At 62.8% G+C, this 1,706-nt stretch carries 2 protein-coding genes and 1 pseudogene; 1 reads left to right on the forward strand and 2 read right to left on the reverse strand.

What is annotated here, in order from left to right:
* Positions 1 to 827: MFS transporter (locus tag HX846_RS20060; protein ID WP_178965966.1), on the forward strand; the 827-nt coding region annotated here is incomplete at its 5' end.
* Between the two features lie 185 nt (positions 828 to 1,012).
* Here HX846_RS20060 and HX846_RS20065 read toward each other — a convergent pair.
* Both HX846_RS20065 and HX846_RS20070 read right to left on the reverse strand, forming a co-directional pair.
* Positions 1,013 to 1,405: a hypothetical protein gene (locus tag HX846_RS20065; protein ID WP_008434777.1), complete on the reverse strand. Its 393-nt coding sequence runs from the start codon at positions 1,403 to 1,405 to the stop codon at positions 1,013 to 1,015.
* Positions 1,406 to 1,420: 15 nt separating this feature from the next.
* A pseudogene (locus HX846_RS20070) lies at positions 1,421 to 1,706 on the reverse strand (c-type cytochrome biogenesis protein CcmI); the annotation flags it as partial.

The following is a 1,706-nucleotide window of genomic DNA, read 5'->3' on the forward strand; positions in this document are numbered from 1 at the left end:
CGTTCGCGGCGGTGATGTCGCAGCCCCACGAACGCGGGCGCAATGTGGGCACGGTGGTCAGCGGGATCATGGTCGGCATCCTGCTCGGGCGCACGATCGCCGGCGTAGTCGGTGAGGCTTATGGCTGGCGGGCGGTGTACGCGATGGAGGCGGCCTTCATGATCCCGGTGTGGATCGGTGCCGCCAGGCTGCTGCCACAAGGCGTGCCGAGCACCAACCTGTCCTACCCTCGCCTGCTGGCTTCGCTGTGGCCGCTGATGCGCGACAACAGCCCAATTCGCCAATCAATGATGGTGCAGGCGTTGTTGTGGGCTTGCTTCAATGCGTTTTGGGTGAATCTGGCAGCACTGTTGGCTCATGGGCCATGGCAATTGGGCAGTGCCTGGGCAGGTGGCTTCGGGATTATCGGTGCGGCGGGTGCGTTGGCGGCGTCGCTCGGTGGGCGGGCTTCCGACAGGCTGGGTTCGCGCAAGGTGATTGGGGCGAGTATCGGGATTGTGACCTTGGCGTTCCTGCTGCTGGCGGGTGCCGAGACTTCGATTATCTTGCTGGTGCTGGGGGTGATCGTGCTGGATATCGGCGTGCAGTCGGGCTTGGTTTCCAACCAGACCCGGGCGTTTGCGGTGGACCCGAAAGCCCAGGGCCGCATCAATAGTTTGTACATGACGGCGACGTTTTTTGGCGGTGCGGTGGGGGCGACAATCAGCGGCTGGTTGATGGCGCGGTTGGGCTGGATGGGGATTGTGGAGTTTGGGGTGATGCTGGGGGTGATTGCCGGGGTGGTCCACTGGACAAGCGCGCCCAGGCAGACTGAGGAGCTGGCGTAATTTCAAATCAAACGAGATTCAAAATGTGGGAGCGGGCTTGCTCGCGAATACGGTATATCAGTGCCCGATTTGTTGGCTGACACGCCGTATTCGCGAGCAAGCCCGCTCCCACATTTGAGCTTTGTTGTTGGGTGGACTGTATTCCAAACCAGCCATGAAAAAGGCGACCCGAAGGTCGCCTTTTTTCATTGTGCGTACTGCTTGCTCAACCCCGGCGGTACGCCATGGACATCGGTCTCTTCCCAAGGCCCGTTCGGGCTGATGGACCGGCTCCAGCCGTTGCTCCAGCGGTAGTAGGTGCGCTGGCGGTAGAACGTATCCGGCTGTTCGTCCAGCACGTACACCTGCATCTTCCCGTCCCAGTGACTGGCCGCACCCGGTGGCGGTGCGAAGGTCGGCGAGGAGCTCGGCACCGGCTTCGACGGTTTGATCACCGGGCTCGAGGGCTGGGTGCTCGGCTGGGTCGACGGCCCTGTCGGTGGAATAGTCGGCCCGGTAGGCGACGGAGGCCGATGGACCGCACAAGCACTCAACCCCAGTACCAGGCTGAGCAGGGTGATACGTGCGATAGCGGTCATGGGCATTTCCTCGAATTATTGGTCCGGACTGTCGATGGTCAGCTGCTGCAGCGCAGTGGTGCTGCTGGCCAGGGGTTGGCTGCGGCCGATCCACTCGCCAGCTGTGGGAACACCTGCCCGGGATATGCGCGCAACCAGTTGGACTTCGGGAAAGTTGGACAGTTTCAACTGCGGCATCATCGCGTCGCTGTCGCCCAGCTCGACGGTGATCGGCAGGTCGGCCACGGTCACGCGCTTGGCCGCCAATGGCGCCGGCGGGCCTTTGACGGCACGGGCGAAGATGAACACGCTGTCGGTCGGC

It is taken from the genome of Pseudomonas sp. K5002 (genome assembly GCF_013386655.1).
Taxonomy (GTDB): Bacteria; Pseudomonadota; Gammaproteobacteria; order Pseudomonadales; family Pseudomonadaceae; genus Aquipseudomonas.